We start from the raw sequence: 16,724 nt of genomic DNA on the forward strand, positions 1-16,724 counted from the left end.
TGCGACCCACATTAGTTGGATAGACTGCGATTTTAGTCTTGAGCTCAGGGAACCCTCATGTCCGATCCGATTTTGCTGGCCCAACACGGTCAAATTGAATGTCATCTGCTGCCAGCGTTAGCAAATCGGCACGGTTTGATCACCGGCGCCACCGGCACCGGCAAGACCATCAGCCTGCAAACCCTGGCCGAGAGTTTCAGCCGCATCGGCGTGCCGGTGTTCATGGCCGATGTGAAGGGTGACCTGACCGGCATTTCGCAGGTGGGCGCCCCCAGTCCCAAGCTCTTGGCAACGCTCAAAGAGCGCGGCATCGAGGCCCCTGCCCCGCTGGCCTGCCCGACCACGCTGTGGGATGTATTCGGTGAACAAGGCCACCCGGTGCGCGCCACCATCTCCGATATGGGCCCGCTCTTGCTGGCTCGCATGCTGGCCTTGAATGAAACCCAGCAAGGCGTCTTGCAGATGGTCTTCAAGATCGCCGATGACGCCGGCCTTTTGTTGATCGACATGAAGGATTTGCGCGCGATGCTGCAGCATGTCGGCGACAACGCCGCGCAATTCACCACCCAGTACGGCAATGTATCGGCCGCCAGCATAGGTGCGATCCAGCGCGGCCTGCTGCAGATCGAGGCCCAGGGCGGCGACAAATTTTTCGGCGAGCCTATGCTCAATATCGCCGACTTCATGCAGACCGAAGCGGGCCTGGGCTTCATCAATGTGCTGGCCGCCGACAAGCTGATGAATGCGCCGCGCCTGTACGGCAGTTTCCTGCTGTGGATGTTGTCGGAGTTGTTCGAGACCCTACCCGAGGTCGGTGACCTGGAGAAACCCAAGCTTGTGTTCTTCTTCGACGAGGCGCATCTGCTCTTCAAGGACGCGCCTGAGGCGCTGGTAGAACGTATCGAGCTGGTCGTACGCCTGGTGCGCTCCAAGGGCGTCGGCGTCTATTTTGTGACGCAAAACCCGCTCGACATTCCGGACGCCGTGCTGGGCCAACTCGGCAACCGGGTCCAGCATGCGCTGCGCGCCTTCACGCCGCGTGATCAAAAAGCCGTCAAAGCGGCGGCCGACACCATGCGCGCCAAGCCTGGCTTGGACATCGCCACAGCCATCACCGAACTCGGCGTCGGCGAAGCGCTGGTCAGCCTGCTGGACGAGAAGGGCCGGCCCAGTGTGACCGAGCGCGTGTTCGTGCTGCCGCCGGGAAGCCAGATCGGCCCAATCTCGCCCGAGCAGCGCCAGGTCTTGATCAAGAACTCCTTGGTCGCAGGCGTGTACGAGGCCTTGGTCGACCGCGAGTCGGCGTTTGAAAAACTCAAGGGCGGGCCAGCCAACACGACCGGCACGGCCGCAGCGCCGGGCGGCAGCCAGTCCGCACCAATAAGTGACGACGATGGCGGCATGCTCGGCGGCCTCAAAGACTTGCTATTTGGAACAACCGGCCCGCGCGGCGGCCATCACCCGGGGCTTGCTGAGACGGCCGCCAAGTCAGCGATGCGCACCATGGGCAGCTCGGTCGGCCGCGAAATTGTGCGGGGCGTGCTGGGTAGTTTGTTGGGTGGGAGCAGCAGTCGGCGCCGCTGAGCGGCGTTTCGCACCAGAGGGCAGCGTTTGATCGCAAGCGGCTGCCCTTGCGTTGCCGCGGCCTCAAGAATACGGGCATTGCCAATTCAAACCAACGCCCAGCTCAAGCATGCAAACGCCCGACATCACTGACATCTTCGGCCATATTCCCACCTTTGTCTGGGCCATCTTGGCCTTGATCTTGATGATGGGCTTGCTGCAAAGCCGCGACCAATGGATGGCCAGGCGCCGCTTGATGCTGGTGCCGACGATCTGGCTGGCCTATGGTGTTTGGGGCGTCGTCAGCAGCTTCGGCTATTCGGCCGGGGCGGTCTTGGCCTGGGTGTTTGGGCTGGTCGCCAGCCAGATGCTGGTGCGCCGCAGCGGCTGGCCGGGTGGCTGCCGCTTCGACAGCGCCCGCGGCCAGTTCTTTGTACCCGGCAGCTGGCTGCCCTTGGCGCTGATGCTGGGCATATTCATGGCCAAGTTTGCGGTCGGCATGAGCGCGGCGCTGCAGCCCGAGCTGCTCGACTCCAGCGCCTTCGCCAGCAGCTTCAGCGCTTTGTTTGGCGCGTTCGGCGGCGCCTTCTTGGGTCGTTCGCGCAATATTCTGAACAGCAGCAACTCAATGATTGAAGGCCAACTTGAAGCTTCCTGATCCTAGTCCTGAGCCCCCGTCGGCCAATGGCTCAATCTTCAACTTCCAGAATTACGCCGGCAAACGTTGGCTGTGGTTGCTCAGGCAAGCCTTGCTGGTGCTGGCGATTGCGCTGATTGTCAACCTCATCTTCTTGCTGATCTCTGGCGCGAGTTGGGCTAAATTTAGCGCCACTTTCAAATCCGAGTTCGTCTACACACTGCTGATCAGCGCGGGCTGCTCGAGCATTATTCAGACGCTGACCCACATCGCCTCCATGCTGAGCAACCGTCTGCGTGCGCGCAGCGGCAAGCCCGCCAAGAAATGGATAGGCTGGCCTCTGATGATGTGCATCCTGTTGCTCGGCACGCTGGCCGGCTTCAGCATCGGCATGGAGGCCGGCAACTGGCTGCTGGGCAATAACTACAAAAACCCACTCACCGCCGGGCTGCGTCGCGGGACGGTCATGTTGCTGATCGCCCTGATTCCGGGCATTTTGATCACGATCTACTTCGTCGCTCGCGGCCACTTGGACGAAGCCAATTTGCGCGCACAGACCGCCCAGCGCCTGGCAGCCGAGAACAAGCTGCGCCTGCTGGAGTCGCAGCTCGAGCCACATATGCTGTTCAACACCCTGGCCAATCTGCGCGTGCTGATCGGTCTGGACCCGGTGCGTGCGCAAGCGATGCTGGACCAGCTGATTGGTTTTTTGCGCGCCACCCTGAATGCCTCGCGCAGCAGCAGCCACCCCTTGCGCGACGAGTTCGCTCGCCTGCGCGACTATCTGGCCCTGATGCAAATCCGCATGGGGAGCCGGCTGCGGCCGGTGCTGGATTTGCCGGCCGAACTGGGCGACTTGGCCATCGCGCCGCTGCTCTTGCAGCCGCTGGTTGAAAACGCCATCAAACATGGGCTGGAGCCGGCGGTCGACGGCGGCGAGCTGCGCGTCTCGGCGCGCCGTACGGGCCAGCTATTGCTGTTGGTCGTGCAAGACAGCGGCGTGGGCTTGAGCCAGGCGGCCAGCGCCAGCAGTTCAAACGAAGGCACGCAGTTCGGCTTGCACCAAGTGCGCGAACGCCTCGCGACCCAATATGGCGCCGCAGCCAGTTTGGCGCTTGCCCCAGCCGCCGATGGCGGCACCATCGTCACCATCCAAATCCCCATCCAAGCCGCATGAAACCCACAGCCCTGATTGCCGAAGACGAGTCCCTGTTGGCCGAAAGCCTGCGCCAGGAATTGGCGCGCCTGTGGCCGGAGCTGCATATCGTCGCGATGGCCCCGCATGGCCAGGCGGCATTGGACGCCGCACTGCGACTCTTGCCCGACATCTGCTTCCTCGACATCCGCATGCCCGGCTTGAGCGGCCTGGAAGCGGCGCAAGCGATGGCGGAGGACTGGCCCGAGGGGAAACCCTTTCCCTTGCTGGTTTTCGTCACCGCCTATGACCAATATGCGCTGCAGGCTTTCGAGCGCGCCGCCGTCGACTATGTACTCAAACCGGTGCAGCCCGAGCGCCTGGCGCTGACCTGCCAGCGTCTGCAGGCGGCCCTGGCCCTTCGGCCGGCCCACAACGCGGAGCAGCCGGCACAGCAAGCTGATGACAAAATCAATCAAGCCGTCGAGCAATTGCGCCTGCTGCTCGGCGCCACAGCACCAGCTGCTGCAGCGCGGCAGCCGCCCTTGCGCCTGCTGCAAATAGCGCAGGGCAGCGTCATCAAAATGCTGCCGGTCGAAGAGGTGCTGTACTTCGAAGCGGCGGACAAATATGTGCGCGTCTTGACCGCAGAGAAAGAGCATTTGGTGCGCATATCTCTGCGCGAGCTATTGCCCCAGCTCGACACCACTCGTTTCTGGCAAGTCCACCGTAGCGTGGTCGTTCGCGCCGACGCGATTGACCGGGCCGTGCGCGACGAAGCCGGCAAGCTAAGCCTGCACCTGCATGGCAGCAAAGACCGCTTGAGCGTCAGCCGCATGTACACGCATTTGTTCAAAGGCATGTAGCCCTGGACGGGGCTTGACGCTTAGACCGATAAAATCGGTGCAAACCTGCCACTTTGACGGCGCAGCCCCGCTGCCCTGCCCCTACCCGATGTCTCATCCGTCCGACGACAACAAGCCCGCCCTCAGCAACAACTTCCTGCGCAGCATCATCGAGCGGGATTTGGCACAGACTGGGCAGCCCGAGCGCCACTTCGCCGGCACGCCCGGCGATGCCGCCCACCATGCGGCCGGCCCGCTGGATGCGGCCAAGATCCGCACCCGTTTTCCGCCCGAGCCGAACGGTTATCTGCACATCGGCCACGCCAAGAGCATCTGCCTGAATTTCGGCATGGCCCGGGATTACGGCGGCATCTGCCATCTGCGCTTTGATGACACCAACCCGGAAAAAGAAGAGCAGGAATATGTCGACGCGATCCAGGAGATGGTCTCCTGGCTGGGTTGGGACTGGAACGCGGGCGGCAGCTCGCACCTGTTCTTCGCCAGCAACTATTTCGACTTCATGTACCGCGCCGCCGAGTATCTGGTGTCGGCCGGCCTGGCTTATGTGGATGAGCAAACGCCCGAGGAGATGCGAGCGAATCGCGGCGACTTCGGCCGCCCCGGCGTCAACAGCCCGTTCCGCGACCGCAGCCCGGCCGAAAACCTCGCCCGTTTCCAAGAAATGCGCGGCGGCAAGCATGCGGACGGTGCCATGGTCTTGCGCGCCAAGATCGATATGGCCGCGCCCAATATCAATCTGCGCGACCCGGCGCTCTACCGCATCCGCCGCGCCACCCACCACAACACCGGCGATACCTGGTGCATCTACCCGATGTATACCTTCGCGCATCCAATCGAGGACGCGCTGGAGCGCATCACGCACAGCCTTTGCACGCTCGAGTTCGAAGATCAGCGGCCGTTTTATGACTGGCTGCTCGGCCATTTGGCCGATGGGGGCTTGCTGGCCCATCCGCTGCCGCATCAATATGAATTCGGCCGCCTCAACCTGACCTATGTCGTCACCTCCAAGCGCAAGCTGCGCCAATTGGTGGACGAAGGTCATGTCGACGGTTGGGACGACCCACGCCTGCCGACGCTAGTCGGCATGCGCCGACGCGGCTACACACCCAGCAGCATCAGAGCGATGGTCGAGGCCACCGGCGTGACCAAGAGCAATGCCTGGCTCGATTACTCGGTGCTGGACGGCTGCCTGCGCACCGACCTAGAAGGCAAGGCCGCGCGCGCCTGCGCGGTGCTGGACCCGCTCAAATTGAAGTTGACGAACTGGGCCGAGTTGTTCGGCAGCAGCGCCCATGTGGAGCACAGCAGCGCACCGGCGCATCCGAATGTCCCTGAACTGGGGCAGCGCGAATTCAGCCTCGGGCATGAGGTCTGGATCGAGCGCGATGACTTCATGGAAGTACCGGTCAAGGGTTATCACCGCCTCTACCCCGGCAACAAGACGCGGCTGAAATATGGCTATGTGATTGAGTGCACCGGCTGCGAGAAAGACGCCGAGGGCAAGATCACCGCCGTGCTGGCCACCGTGGTGCCCGACACCAAGAGCGGCACACCGGGCGCAGACGCGGTCAAGGTCAAGAGTGCGATCACCTGGGTCAGCGTGCACGAGGCGGTCGAGGCCGAGGTGCGGCTCTACGACCGTTTGTTCACCGTGGAGCAGCCGGACAGCGGGGACGCCGACTTCCTGACCTTCATCAACCCGCAGAGTCGGCGCGTCGTGTCCGCCTATCTGGAGCCCTCATTGGCGCAGGTTGCCGCCGGTGCTCACTTCCAATTTGAGCGGCATGGCTATTTCGTCGCCGACCGCATTGACCATCAAGCTGCCAAACCGGTCTTCAACAAGATCACCGGGCTGAAGGACGGCTGGTCGAAGTAGAACGGCGTCAGCGGCTTTAGTCCTCGCGAACCTGGATCACCGGGTTCGCGTACTCATGCCCCACCACGGCGCGGGCGAACAAATAGTTCTCCAACGCCCTGGCACTCAACAGGTCCAGCATCACGTCGCCCTGCGAGTCGCAGGGGAAGGCCAAGGCCTTGCCCGAATGGAAGAGCGACTGGAAACGCAGCTCGAATTGATCGTTAGTTTGATCCGCTTGCTCCCCTTGAGGGACTTGGGCAAGCTTGGGTTTAAAACTGGTTTGCATGAATTGGGTGGTGTCCATCTTGAGTACTCCTGAGCTGTCACCATGATCTCGGTCCGCATGTTTGAAGACTAGACCCCATCTGAGGGGGAGGCCATGTGCATACGTCTCGAAATAACGTCGGAAGAACACTCGCGGTGGACTAAGACTTTTGCTGACAAGAAAATGTCACACAAACCGGCTATGGCTTGCGCCCATCAGTCGGGCATCAGTAGGGCATCAGTCGGCCAGATCGGCCAAATCGGCCATGCGCCGCACCTTGGCCTTGCGCCCCTTGATCTTGCCCTCGGACAGCCGCTTGACGGCCTCGCGGGCAATGCTGCGCTCCACCGCCACATAACTGTGAAATTCGGTGATATTGATCTTACCGACCTGCTCGAACTTGAAGCCGGCCTCGCCGGTCAGCGCGCCCAAGAGGTCACCAGGGCGGATCTTCTCTTTGCGACCACCCAGAATCTGCAGCGTGTCCATAGGCGGCTGCATCACATTGCCGGGAGCGGGGATCAGGGTTTCAAGCTTTTGCCAGACAAAGACATAGCCTTGCATCTGCTCGATGCGGCCGATGCGGCCCATCTCGTCCAGACTGGCCAGGCTCAGCGCCAAGCCATCGGCGCCGGCGCGGCCGGTGCGGCCGATGCGGTGGGTGTGCACCTCCATGTCCGGCGTGACCTCGACATTGATCACGCATTCCAGCTGAGCAATGTCCAGGCCGCGTGCGGCCACATCGGTCGCCACCAAGACTGAGCAGCTGCGGTTGGCAAACTGAATCAGCACCTGATCGCGGTCACGCTGCTCCAAGTCGCCGTGCAAGGCCATCGCGACGAAACCCTGGCCCACCAACACATCGACCAGATCCCGGCATTGCGCCTTGGTATTGCAAAACGCGATCGTGCTGGCCGGGCGAAAATGGTTCAGCAGCAGCGACACCGCATGCAGGCGCTCTCCTTCCGTCACTTCGAAGGCGAGCTGACGAATGCTAGTCGGCGCTTGTTGCGCAGCCGCTGAGAGCTTGACCTCTTTGGGGTCCCGCATGAACTGGGCGCTCAGCTTGGCAATACCCTCCGGGTAGGTGGCCGAGAACAGCAGGGTCTGGCGCTTCTTCGGCGCTTGCTTGGCGACGGTGACGATGTCGTCGAAAAACCCCATATCCAGCATGCGGTCGGCTTCATCGAGCACCAGCGTGTTCAGTGCGCTCAAATTGAGGCTGCCGCGCTCCAGATGATCCATCACCCGGCCCGGCGTGCCCACGGCGATATGGCAACCGAAGCCCAAGCTATCCATCTGCGGCTTCATCGGCGAGCCGCCACACAGGGTCAGGATCTTGATATTGTCGGCGGCGCGCGCCAGGCGGCGGATCTCCTGCGTGACCTGGTCGGCCAACTCGCGGGTCGGGCACAGTACCAAGGCTTGCACGTCAAAGCGCGCTGCGTCGAGCTTGTGCAGCAGGGCCAGAGCGAAAGCGGCGGTCTTGCCGCTGCCGGTTTGGGCCTGCGCGATCAGATCCTGCCCCGCCAGCGCCAGCGGCAGGCTGGCAGCCTGGATGGGCGTCATTTCGGTGTAGCCGAGCTGGGCCAGATTGGCCTGCATGGCGGCGCTCAAGGGGAGTTGAGCGAAGGAGAGCTTGTCGTTCAGGGGTGCGTTCATTGCGCGATTATCCCTGCACCGCCCGCTGAGAGCGCTTGCGGGCCGCACCCAGCGCGGCGCGAACAGAACATCAAGCCTTGAATCACCGGCCAGTTCACTGGCCAGGCAATGGGCAAGATGTCTACTATCAAGAGCGCAAACAAGTTGCTGCCCGGCCGATCGCTTGGCCAAATTCAAGCCACAAGTCTTCACAGGGATGTGTCCATGCTCCAACCAGACGCCGAAGCCGCCCCAAAGCCGCCCAGCGACGCCCCAGAAGCGGGCGCCAAACTGCGGCGAACCATCATCGGCGGTTGTATCTTGGCGCTGGTCATGGCCTGGGCCATTGTCATCGCGTTGATTCTGGTGCTGCGCCAGGATGAACTCGACAGCCAGATCAAAGCCAACACCAATCTGGCCCGCGTCTTCGACGCGCAAACCGAGCGGCTGCTGGCCACCATCGACCAGGCCACAATTCGCTGGCGCGATCAGGTCGCAGTGGGCAAGGCATCAAGTGAGGATTTGATCCGCTACGCCAATGAAACCGGGCTGACGCCGAAGATCTTGGTGCAGATGGCCTGGGTCGATGCCGATGGCCTGATGGTCGCCAGCAATCTCGACCCCGACGGCAGCAAGAGCAAGCGCATGGACCTGTCCGAGCGCGAACACATCAAGATCCATCTGCCCCGGCAAAAGCCGCCCGAAGTTGCACGCCTGGCGGAGCCGGATCGGCTCTTTGTCGGCAAACCGGTGCTCGGCAAGGTCTCGCAAGTCTGGACGATTCAACTGTCCCGCCGCATCGTCGCGGCCGATGGCCGTTTTCTGGGCGTGGTGGTCGCCTCGCTGGACCCCGGCTATCTGGAGGAGGTTTACCGCCGGGTCGACCTCGGTCATCAGGGGGCGATGACGCTGGTAGGCAATGATCTAAACATTCGCGCCAGAGTGCTTGACGGCAAAAGTACCAAGCAAGTCCTCACAATACCGGCCGATTCGATCTTCGCCCGCCAGGGCTTGGGCAAACAGGAGGCCAACTTCATTGGTACGGGCTCGGTGGATGGCGTGAGCAGAATCATCATTTCCCGCCAGGTCGACAACTACCCGCTCTACCTCTTGGTCTCAACCGGCTTGGACGAAGCGCTGAACGAATGGCGCCATTTTCGCAATGTTGCCCTCGGCCTGACCCTGCTGCTGTCGGCCGCCATCATAGGCGCCGCCGCCACTCTGTTGACCGGCCTGCGCCGCCAGCACGACAGCATGGCAGCGCTGCGCGCGAGCGAAGCCAAGGCGCATGCCGCCAATCAGACCAAGAGCGAATTTTTGGCCGCGATGTCACATGAGCTGCGAACCCCCTTGACCAGCATTCGCGGTTTTGCCGAGTTGATGGAACAGCGCCTGGAGGACCCCAAATTCCGCAAACAGGCCGGCCTGATCCGCAAAGGCGCCGAGCACCTGAACACCTTGCTGACCGAGATTCTCGATCTCTCCAAGGTCGAGGCCGGAGGCCTGAAACTGGCGCTGGAAGAGCATGAGCTGCGTCCCCTGGTGCAGGGCTGTGCCGACTTCTTCACCCTCAGCGCCAGCAACAAGGGTCTGGAGATGGAGGTACGGGTGGATGAAAACGCGCCAAGCCATTTGCGCTGCGACGGTTTGCGCCTGAAGCAAATCCTCAACAACCTGCTCTCCAACGCGATCAAATTCACTGCTAGCGGCGCCGTCACGCTATCGGTAGAGCGCATCTCGGACGGCTTGCTGGCCTTTCATATCGATGACACCGGGCCCGGCATTCCGCTGGCAGTGCAGGAGCATATCTTCGAGAAATTCCGCCAGGCCAATGCGCAAATCAGCAGCGAGCATGGCGGCACGGGCCTTGGCTTGGCCCTGTCACGCGGCTTGGCCGAGGCGATGCATGGCAGCCTGGTGGTCAAATCCGAACTCGGCCATGGCGCCAGATTCACCTTGACCGTGCCCTTGCTAAGCGCCTGAATTTGGCCGTTTCAATGTGGGAAGTCTCGGTACTGCGAGGCTTGGGGCGCGACGCAGGGCACATCCACAATAAAGCGGCTGCCTTGGCCCAGCTCACTCTCGACCGAGATACGCCCGCCCAAGGACTTGGTGACCAAGCTGAACACCGTGTGCAAGCCCAGGCCATTGCCGCCCGAGCCCAAGCGCGTGGTGAAGAAGGGATCAAAAATGCGCGGCAGGCTTTTGGGGTCAATGCCCCGGCCATCGTCGGCAACGATCAAACGCACACGCTGCCCCTTGTCATGCAAGCTGGCGCTGATTCGAGTGCAGCCCGCCTTCTCACCCTGATGCGCGTGCACCAAGGTATTGCCCACCAGTTGCGTCAACACGCGCTCCAGATCACCGGGCCAGCTGTCCATGTGGATGCCAGCGGGTATGTCGGCAAGCAGCTTGTGGGGTGTGGCAGCAAACTGCGATTGCAGGGCATTGACCATGTCCTCCACCGTCGATCGCAGCTCGAATTGCCTGCGCTGACCGCTTGTTTGGTCCGCCGCCATCTGCTTGAAACGCGACACCAATTCGGCCGCCCTTTGCAGATTGCGCATCAGCAGGGCACTGCTCTCCTTGGCCATGTCGAGATAGCTCGCCATGCTGGAGCGGCGCACCGTACCTGCGGCCACCTCTGCGGCCAGCGTGCCGGCCCCGTCTTGCAGCGTCGAGGCCACCACCAGGCTGTTGCCTATCGGTGTATTGAGCTCATGCGCAACGCCAGCCACCAAGGCACCCAGCGAGCCCAGCCGCTCATTGCGGACCAACTCGTCCTTGGTTTCTTGCAAGGTTTCCAAGGTGTCGGAGAGCTGTTGATTGGCGTCGGACAAGGCGGCAGTGCGCCGCTCCACCCGCAGCTCCAACTCCTGATTGAGAGAGGCCATCGCGCGCTGCGCCTGCACCCGGGTCGAGATATCGATCAAGCTGAACTGCACCAGCGTGGCCGTCTCGGACTCAAAGCGGTCAAGATGCACTTCCGCCTCCCAGGGCGGCTGCCCGGCGCGCAAGAGTTGCATCTCAAAAACACTGAGCTCGCCATGCAAGGCCGCGCGAATATGCGCCACCAACAAGTCGGCAGAAGCCCCGCCATCGGCCTGCAAGGCCGGCGCAACCTCGGCGGGCGACAAACCCAACAACTGTGCAGGCCGCGAGAACCCGAACACGGCCAAAGCGGCCCGGTTGCAATCCACAAAGCGCATCGCCGTCGGATCCAAAATGCCTTGCGGCATACAAGACTCTCGAAACAGCAATTTGTTGTAAGCGTCGCTGGCGCGCAAAGAGCGTTCGGCACGGCGACGGCGACTGTCTCGCTCGACCAAGGCAATCAGGTCGGCCAGCTCGCAAGCCAGGGCGATGTCGTCGCTGCTCCAACTGCGTGTTTCAGGGCCGAACACCTCAAAGCAGACATAGCTCAACTGCCCCGATTGGCTGCTGCCCGCAGCCGCCCACAAAAAGCTTGCCGGCCCGGAGGCGCCCAGCAGCAGCTGCTCATTCGGACCAAGACGCGACTCCGAGGCGCAGTCAGACACGGCCAAATAGCGCTCGCCACTGGCAGCCCAGTGAGCAATCCCGAGGCGCAAAACGCCCTCACCCGCCTTTTGCGCGGCGACGCTGCCTGCTGCTTTGCTGGCCGTCTCGAAGCAGTCAGTGCCATCGGCCTCGCTATGCACGCCTACGCTGACGCGCCCCAGCTGAAAAAAGCCCAGCAAACGCCGACACATCAGACCCGCCAACAAGGCCACATCGGCGCCCGTAGCGGCCGATGATTTGGCCAGTTCGGACAGCACCGCCTGGTCGGCACGCAAACGCTCGAAGCGGCCCAGCGCGGCGATGCGCCCGGATTCAAGCTCCGCGTTTTGCTGCTCGATGGTGGCGATCAATCGATTGAAAGCACTCGCCAGCGCGATCAATTCGACAGGACCCGCCGGGCTTGCCCGCAAGGAATAATCGTGTGTGCTGACGATAGCTCTGGCCACGCCGCTGAGGTCTTGAATCGGGCGAGAAATCAAACGCTGCATGCGCAAGGCCGCCAACAGGGCCAACACCGCAGCCAGCAGCACCACGCCGATCTGCAACTTCAACTGCCTCAGGATGCTCGCGTTGACCGTTTCGAGCGAGGAATCTATGAACAGCTGCGCCAACCTTTGTTGGTCAATGCTCACGGGGAAGCGCACCCGGATAGCCTCGGCTTGAATCTGCAATAAATCTTGCTCCGGCGGCGGTGCTGGCGGGCACATAGAGCGCCTATTCGGCGCCACCGAGGGGTCATCACGTTGGTACTGCGCAAACAACTCGCCCTGATCGCCGTAAAGGCAGGCCAGCACCACATGCCGCACGTCGCGCAAGCTGGCCAGGTTCTCGTTGGCGGTCTTGCGGTCATCAAAGGCGATCGCCGCCGTGCTGCGGTTGCCCAGCAATGTAGCCACCGTGGTGAGCTCAAGCCCCAAGGCCTGCTTTGCGTTGCGCGACTCGTAGGCAATGTGAATGAGGCTGGACAAGAGCAAGGTGCCCACGCATACCGCCATGATCAGCATGACGCTGAGGCTGCGAATCGGCATATTCGCCAGCCGCTTCATGGCCGCCCTTTCGCGCCGCCAACGGTGCGCACCGCAACCTCGACCAGCTTGGCACTGGGCTTCAAATTGGCGCGTTTGAGCACGTCCAGATTGATCTCCAGACGCAGCTTGCCGTCAACCACCACAAACCCAATACCGCCGCCCGCGTCGACAAACTGGGCCGCCCCTCCCACGGTCAGCACGGGCGAGTCGGCCAACAGGGCACTGAGTTCAAGCACGGTCTTCTTGGTCGGGAGATCGGTGTAGACAATCTGGCACAGGCGCGCTTCGGAGGCCGAGCTGGGGTAGAGCAAAGCTATCGGGCGCGCGCCCAAGGAACGGGTGCTGAGCTCGCGCAGACTTTCCCCGAAGGGATTGCTGCCCAGCACGCAGATGGTGAATGCCGCATCCCCAGTGCGCTGCGAGGTCTCGGGCCACTCCACGAACTGCCCGATGCGGTAGAGAAACGCTGCCTTCAGGCGGTATTCGCTGGGCAATTCATCGGGCGCGGCATAGGCAGCCTGACCCTGCAGGGCTGCGCCGATCCAAGCGAACAGCCACAACACACCCAGATGCAAGCGACGTGCATTCGCTTTACATGTTTGCTTGCAACTTGGCTTGGCCCAGCTCAAAACGCCATCCTGAAATCAAGTCGCCACTCCCGACCCGGCATCGGTGCATCCCCCGGTATGGCCTGCGAGTCCAGTGGCTCAGTGGCACGGGCATTCAGCGCATTCTTCAGGCCCATTGAACAAGACCAGGGCTCGCCCGGCGCCTGCCAACGCAGCCCAAGATCGAGCAAGGCATAGGCCGGCAAAGGCGACTTTGTCACGCCCGCGGGTCGCGGCCGGTCCCCCACCCAGCGCGCCTGCCCATTCGCTGTCAAGGAAGGCAGCAAACGCTGATCCAGGCTCAAACTCAGGCTGTGACGCGGCGCAAAAGGCGCGGGGTCGCCATTGCCGTCTTTGGCCCGCTGATAAGCGTAGTTGAATGCCAAGCGCGAACTCTCCGTCGCGCGCCAATCCAGCTCCAACTCGACGCCGGGCGCCGATAACTCGCCCACGTTCTTGTAAGTGCCCTGGACGAGTCGAATCAAGTCCTTCATTTCGTAATAGAACAGGGCCAGGCGCGGATTGAAGGTGGGCCCCGCCGTCCAGTCGATTTGCCACTCCAGGGTGTCGACCTTTTCCGGGCGCAAGGTCTTTGAGCCGATGTTCACCGGGTTGGACGCGACGAACTGCTCCTTCATGGACGGCGCGCGAAAAGCACTGCCATACAGCCATTTGCTGACCAACTCGGGCGCATGTCGCCACACCAGCGAAGCACGCGGGTTGATGGTCGTGCCAAAGTCACTGAAACGGTCGGCGCGCAGGCCCAGCGTCACCTCAGCGGCGTCATTCAGCCGCCACACATCTTGCAGCGACATATAACGCGTGCTGCGCGACAGATCGGGCGCATAAACAGCTGGCGTGCCGGTCACATCCACCAGGATGCCAACAGGCCCGCCATTGCTGAAATTCTTGCTCTCCCAGGCATGGAAATCTTGCCGGTTCACCCCGAAAGCAAGCCTCAGTCGATGGCCATCCCAGCCCAAATACTGCGACTCCCAGTCCAAGCGGTAGCTGTTCTCTTCTGAGCCGGGGTTGCCGATTGCGCCGTCCTTGAAGGTGAACAGGCTTGACTCGCCCGCGCCGAACAGCTCGCCACGCGTATTCACCGGCAACACCGCACCGGCCGGGAAGACGCGGTAGTTTGCGTCGAACCAATGCTGGCCCCAAGACGCCCTCAGCACCGAGCGCAGCGCGTCGCTGCCACCCGGCAACTGCCAGCGCAGCTCGGCCAAGGACTGCCGCGCCTCGGATTGCGAGCTGGGATCCAATGCGCCGGCAATACCCCAGGCGGCGCCCATTTTGTCGGCGCGGTAATGCCAAAGGCGCAGCTGCAGGTCCGCACGGGCCAGCTCGACATGCACATTACTCAAGCGGTACTGGGTATCCAGCGCCCCCGGGGCGAGTGAGGCCTGACTGCCAAAAATACCGTCAAACTCGGTCTGCTGATCGGCCGGGATGCGGCGTGCGCGGTCACCATCACTGCGCTGCACCTCGGCCGAAAGCATCAAGCCCCAGTCGGCGAACTTGCTCGTCTTGCGCGCCCACAGCCCGGCCGAGTTGAAGGCGCCGGCGCTGACACCTGCGGCCGTCTCGGGTTCGCGCATGGGGTCGCGCGTCACGATATTGATGACGCCCGCAAAGGCATCGGCCCCAAAGACGGCGGAACCGGGCCCGCGCACCACTTCGATACGTTCTACACCGGCAAGAGGCAAGCGCACGCCAGCCCCCAAAGCGCCGGTAAACACCTGGTTGATCGGCACATCGTTCAGCGTCACCAAGACCTGCGGGTTGTCAAACGTATACATACCGCGGATGACGAACAGCGGCTGCCGATTCTTTGGCGAGATGTGCAAGCCGGCCACGCCGGTCAGGGCCTCTTCGAGCGTACGCGCGCCCATAGCCTCGATTTGAGAGGCGGTGACGATGGAGACGATCGCCGGCGCTTCGCGTGCGGGCATCTTGAAGCCGGTCGCACTGCGCACGTCCAGCTGCGACAAAGCGTCAATGTCCAGGTCCAACAAAGAGGCCGCACGCCCCTGAAGTGCACCGAGGGCTCCCAAGCTGATCAAGGTGAACGACCGCAGCAATCCTTGGTGCTTCATGATGGACCGACCCCGCGAATGAGCAGGATTCAAGTCTATAGCGCCGACCTGCAAAGGGGTAAAAATACCATTGTCGGGAAGCGGCGATATAGGGGGCGTTTTCCAGCTATTTGCCAGCTATTTGCCGGTGGTGTACCGAGGGTCAGCCGATTCTTTGCCGGCTCAGCCGCCGGCGCGCTTGACCTGCCACTTGGGCTCTTTTTTCTTCAAGAGCTCGACCACTCGCTCGCAGTGGTCGCCCTGCACCTCGATCACGCCGTCCTTGACCGTGCCGCCCGAGCCGCATGCGGTCTTCAGCTCCTTGCCCAGGGCGACCAGCCCTTCGGCATCCAGCGGAACGCCCTTGACCAGGGTGACGCCTTTGCCGGCCCGTCCCTTGGTTTCGCGGGAGACGCGCACAACGCCGTCCCCCTTGGGTAACACCGGGCGGCCGCAGCGGCAGTCGGCCTTGGCTTGGCGGCAATCGGGGCAGGTGCGGCCCGTTTCGGTGGAATAGACCAGACCGCTCAAAGCGCCCAATGCGCCCAGACCGTTCAAGGGTTTGTTGGATTTCATATCGGGGCCTCCGCTGGCATGCCGAACAGTTGCAGGTGCAACTCAAACGGCGAATTGATGGTGCGCACGCGCAAATAGGCTTCCTCGGCCTCGGGGTAGCGGCGACGCAGATAGTGCAGCCATTGCTTGAGCCGCCCGGCCTGGTGTTTGGCCGGCATATGCACCATCACCTGGCCCCAAAACAGACGCATCAAGGGCAAGAGCTCCTGCCAGCTCAAGGCGGCAGCAGCGGGCCTGCAGATGGCCAGCGCCAAACCTGGGTCGGCCACCATGCCGCGCCCCAGCATCAGGGCGCTGCAGCCGGACTGCTGCAAACAAGCGCGTGCATCGGCAGCCGTCCAGACCTCGCCATTGGCGACCACGCTCACCTCCACCTTCGTTCTGACCGCGTCAATGCGCTCCCAGTAGGCGGGCGGTTTGTAGCCGTCAGCCTTGGTGCGAGCATGGATCACCAACTCCTCGGCGCCACCGTCCACCATGGCCTGCGCACATTCGAGCGTGCGTGAGTCGTCCATATAGCCCAGCCGCATCTTGGCCGACAACGGCATGCCAGGCGGCATCGCGCGCTTGACGGCGCTGACGATCTGCAAAATCAGCTCGGGCTCATCCAAAAGCACTGCCCCGCCCCGATGCCGATTGACGTTCTTTGCCGGGCAGCCAAAGTTCAAGTCAATCCCGGCGGGCTTGAGCGCCGCCAATTTGCCTGCGTTCTCCGCCATGCAGACCGGGTCCGAGCCCAGCAGCTGCGCGCGCACCGGCACACCGGCCGGCGTCAAGCCGCCGTTGAGGAGTTCAGGCACGATGCGCGTGAATACACGGTTAGGCATCAAGCGATCGGTGATGCGGATGAACTCGGACACGCAGCGGTCGATGCCGCCGACGCGGGTCAACACATCGCGCAGCATGTGATCGAGCAGCCCTTCCAT

13 protein-coding genes are annotated in these 16,724 nt (G+C 62.5%); 6 read left to right on the forward strand and 7 right to left on the reverse strand.

What is annotated here, in order from left to right; all coding sequences use genetic code 11:
* Nucleotides 1-57: 57 nt before the first annotated feature.
* The 5 genes from PRZ03_RS19310 to PRZ03_RS19330 all read left to right on the forward strand — a co-directional run bounded on the left by PRZ03_RS19310 (nucleotide 58) and on the right by PRZ03_RS19330 (nucleotide 6,077).
* Nucleotides 58-1,584 (forward strand): helicase HerA-like domain-containing protein, encoded by a 1,527-nt coding sequence (locus PRZ03_RS19310; RefSeq protein ID WP_273601874.1) that lies wholly within the window; start codon nucleotides 58-60, stop codon nucleotides 1,582-1,584.
* A gap of 109 nt (nucleotides 1,585-1,693) precedes the next feature.
* Nucleotides 1,694-2,221: a DUF6622 family protein gene (locus tag PRZ03_RS19315; RefSeq protein ID WP_273601875.1), complete on the forward strand. Its 528-nt coding sequence runs from the start codon at nucleotides 1,694-1,696 to the stop codon at nucleotides 2,219-2,221.
* Nucleotides 2,208-3,377, forward strand: coding sequence for a sensor histidine kinase (locus PRZ03_RS19320; RefSeq protein ID WP_273601876.1), 1,170 nt, complete (start codon nucleotides 2,208-2,210; stop codon nucleotides 3,375-3,377). Before PRZ03_RS19315 ends, PRZ03_RS19320 begins: the two co-directional genes overlap by 14 nt.
* Complete coding sequence (locus tag PRZ03_RS19325) at nucleotides 3,374-4,201, forward strand: LytR/AlgR family response regulator transcription factor (RefSeq protein ID WP_273601877.1); 828 nt, start codon at nucleotides 3,374-3,376, stop codon at nucleotides 4,199-4,201. The genes PRZ03_RS19320 and PRZ03_RS19325 overlap by 4 nt, the downstream gene beginning before the upstream one ends.
* Nucleotides 4,202-4,289: 88 nt before the next feature.
* The gene (locus PRZ03_RS19330; RefSeq protein WP_273601878.1) at nucleotides 4,290-6,077 is read left to right on the forward strand and encodes a glutamine--tRNA ligase/YqeY domain fusion protein; all 1,788 of its coding nucleotides are present in this window, start codon (nucleotides 4,290-4,292) and stop codon (nucleotides 6,075-6,077) included.
* A gap of 16 nt (nucleotides 6,078-6,093) precedes the next feature.
* Here the strand turns inward: PRZ03_RS19330 and PRZ03_RS19335 are convergent, their stop codons facing one another.
* Nucleotides 6,094-6,363 (reverse strand): hypothetical protein, encoded by a 270-nt coding sequence (locus PRZ03_RS19335; protein WP_273601879.1) that lies wholly within the window; start codon nucleotides 6,361-6,363, stop codon nucleotides 6,094-6,096.
* A gap of 198 nt (nucleotides 6,364-6,561) precedes the next feature.
* Nucleotides 6,562-7,986, reverse strand: a complete 1,425-nt coding sequence (gene dbpA, locus PRZ03_RS19340; protein WP_273601880.1) for an ATP-dependent RNA helicase DbpA — start codon at nucleotides 7,984-7,986, stop codon at nucleotides 6,562-6,564.
* Nucleotides 7,987-8,190: 204 nt separating this feature from the next.
* On the opposite strand from dbpA, the gene PRZ03_RS19345 reads away from it, so the two are divergent.
* Nucleotides 8,191-9,948 carry a sensor histidine kinase gene (locus PRZ03_RS19345; RefSeq protein WP_273601881.1) on the forward strand — a complete coding sequence of 586 codons (1,758 nt, stop codon included), beginning with the start codon at nucleotides 8,191-8,193 and terminating at the stop codon, nucleotides 9,946-9,948.
* Nucleotides 9,949-9,959: 11 nt separating this feature from the next.
* Here PRZ03_RS19345 and PRZ03_RS19350 read toward each other — a convergent pair whose 3' ends face one another.
* The 5 genes from PRZ03_RS19350 to PRZ03_RS19370 all read right to left on the reverse strand — a co-directional run bounded on the left by PRZ03_RS19350 (nucleotide 9,960) and on the right by PRZ03_RS19370 (nucleotide 16,724).
* Nucleotides 9,960-12,551: an ATP-binding protein gene (locus PRZ03_RS19350; protein WP_273601882.1), complete on the reverse strand. Its 2,592-nt coding sequence runs from the start codon at nucleotides 12,549-12,551 to the stop codon at nucleotides 9,960-9,962.
* A complete protein-coding gene (locus tag PRZ03_RS19355; protein WP_273601883.1) occupies nucleotides 12,548-13,162 on the reverse strand; it encodes a YfiR family protein in 615 nt (204 codons plus the stop codon). The genes PRZ03_RS19350 and PRZ03_RS19355 overlap by 4 nt, the downstream gene beginning before the upstream one ends.
* Nucleotides 13,159-15,243 carry a TonB-dependent receptor plug domain-containing protein gene (locus PRZ03_RS19360; protein ID WP_273601884.1) on the reverse strand — a complete coding sequence of 695 codons (2,085 nt, stop codon included), beginning with the start codon at nucleotides 15,241-15,243 and terminating at the stop codon, nucleotides 13,159-13,161. Before PRZ03_RS19360 ends, PRZ03_RS19355 begins: the two co-directional genes overlap by 4 nt.
* Nucleotides 15,244-15,405: 162 nt before the next feature.
* The gene (locus tag PRZ03_RS19365; RefSeq protein ID WP_263533427.1) at nucleotides 15,406-15,798 is read right to left on the reverse strand and encodes a translation initiation factor Sui1; all 393 of its coding nucleotides are present in this window, start codon (nucleotides 15,796-15,798) and stop codon (nucleotides 15,406-15,408) included.
* A complete protein-coding gene (locus tag PRZ03_RS19370) occupies nucleotides 15,795-16,724 on the reverse strand; it encodes a tRNA dihydrouridine synthase (protein ID WP_273601885.1) in 930 nt (309 codons plus the stop codon). Before PRZ03_RS19370 ends, PRZ03_RS19365 begins: the two co-directional genes overlap by 4 nt.

It is taken from the genome of Roseateles albus, from assembly GCF_028595345.1.
Lineage (GTDB): Bacteria > Pseudomonadota > Gammaproteobacteria > Burkholderiales > Burkholderiaceae_C > Paucibacter_A > Paucibacter_A albus.

What these genes read in the sequence shown, in the direction of transcription:
- dbpA (WP_273601880.1), bottom strand. Translation starts at nt 7,986, where the DNA reads ATGAACGCACCCCTGAACGACAAGCTCTCCTTCGCTCAACTCCCCTTG.
- PRZ03_RS19310 (WP_273601874.1), top strand. Translation starts at nt 58, where the DNA reads ATGTCCGATCCGATTTTGCTGGCCCAACACGGTCAAATTGAATGTCAT.
- PRZ03_RS19325 (WP_273601877.1), top strand. Translation starts at nt 3,374, where the DNA reads ATGAAACCCACAGCCCTGATTGCCGAAGACGAGTCCCTGTTGGCCGAA.
- PRZ03_RS19370 (WP_273601885.1), bottom strand. Translation starts at nt 16,724, where the DNA reads ATGGAAGGGCTGCTCGATCACATGCTGCGCGATGTGTTGACCCGCGTC.
- PRZ03_RS19315 (WP_273601875.1), top strand. Translation starts at nt 1,694, where the DNA reads ATGCAAACGCCCGACATCACTGACATCTTCGGCCATATTCCCACCTTT.
- PRZ03_RS19360 (WP_273601884.1), bottom strand. Translation starts at nt 15,243, where the DNA reads ATGAAGCACCAAGGATTGCTGCGGTCGTTCACCTTGATCAGCTTGGGA.
- PRZ03_RS19335 (WP_273601879.1), bottom strand. Translation starts at nt 6,363, where the DNA reads ATGGACACCACCCAATTCATGCAAACCAGTTTTAAACCCAAGCTTGCC.
- PRZ03_RS19330 (WP_273601878.1), top strand. Translation starts at nt 4,290, where the DNA reads ATGTCTCATCCGTCCGACGACAACAAGCCCGCCCTCAGCAACAACTTC.
- PRZ03_RS19350 (WP_273601882.1), bottom strand. Translation starts at nt 12,551, where the DNA reads ATGAAGCGGCTGGCGAATATGCCGATTCGCAGCCTCAGCGTCATGCTG.
- PRZ03_RS19345 (WP_273601881.1), top strand. Translation starts at nt 8,191, where the DNA reads ATGCTCCAACCAGACGCCGAAGCCGCCCCAAAGCCGCCCAGCGACGCC.
- PRZ03_RS19365 (WP_263533427.1), bottom strand. Translation starts at nt 15,798, where the DNA reads ATGAAATCCAACAAACCCTTGAACGGTCTGGGCGCATTGGGCGCTTTG.